1 protein-coding gene is annotated in these 1,079 nt (G+C 58.7%); it reads left to right on the top strand.

Annotated features, from left to right (window positions below; translation table 11 throughout):
- Positions 1-42: 42 nt before the first annotated feature.
- A partial coding sequence (locus tag O4H62_RS26265) for a HAMP domain-containing protein (RefSeq protein ID WP_430538524.1) occupies positions 43-1,079 on the top strand: 1,037 nt, incomplete at its 3' end.

Below are 1,079 nucleotides of genomic sequence, written 5' to 3'. Positions count from 1 at the left end.
AATGCCGACTGGAGCAATGCGCTTCACGGTCCCGCCGAACGACTGAGCGCTGCTCAGGATCTCAACATCGCCCAGTTGCAGCAGATCCGTCAGCAGAAAAACATGCTCGCGGCGGAAAACAGCCGCGAAGCCGAGAAATATATCAGCAACAGCGACGAGGCACGCGCCGAGTTCGACAAGACCTTCCAGGTCATTCTTGGAAAGGCCACCGAAAAGGGTATGGTGTTCTGGAACAAGCTTACTGGCTTGACCACCGAGTTCCGCAAGCAGGACGACCAGATCCGCAACTTCATGCTGGCCGGAAACCCGGATGCAGCGCAGCGCATTTCAGCCACGACGGCACGTGCAACAACATCCGAAATCGACGCTCTTTTGGATGAGGTCTTCGAGCTTGAGCGCGGCCGTCTTGTGGAGGCCAACCAGGGCGCCGACGATGCCTACACAAAAATCCGCTCTATCGTGATCTCCCTTGCCGTCATAGCCGCAATTGCGGCGCTCGCCGCCGCCGTCTGGATCGCGCTCGGCATAAACAATGGCTTGAAGAAAATTAAGGCTGTTGTGGCCGCCGTTGCGACCGGTGATCTCGATCAGAATATCGAGATCAAGACCAATGACGAAATCAAGGATCTCGTCGATACCGTGAACATCATGACTACCAATCTGCGCGATACGGCCAATCTCGCCGACCAGATCGCCAATGGTGACCTGACGGTGACGCCGAAGCCCTTGTCCGACAAGGATACGCTCGGCATCGCGCTTCTTTCCATGGTCGAGCGTCTGCGTGGCGTCGTCGGCGATGCCCTGTCGGCGGCGGACAATGTCTCGTCGGGCAGCCAGCAGCTTTCGTCGGGTTCCGAGCAGCTCTCCCAGGGTGCGACCGAACAGGCCTCCTCTGCAGAAGAGGCCTCCGCCTCGATGGAAGAAATGGCCGCCAACATCAAGCAGAATGCTGACAACGCCGCCCAGACGGAAAAGATTGCCCGGCAGTCGGCAACCGACGCCGAGGAAAGCGGCAATGCCGTGGACCGCGCCGTGAACGCCATGCGCACCATCGCAGAGAAGATTTCCATCGTTCAGGA

Origin of the sequence: Parahoeflea alexandrii, assembly GCF_027214025.1 — a bacterium.
GTDB lineage: Bacteria > Pseudomonadota > Alphaproteobacteria > Rhizobiales > Rhizobiaceae > Hoeflea > Hoeflea alexandrii_A.
This window is presented reverse-complemented; position numbering and strand designations above follow the sequence as displayed.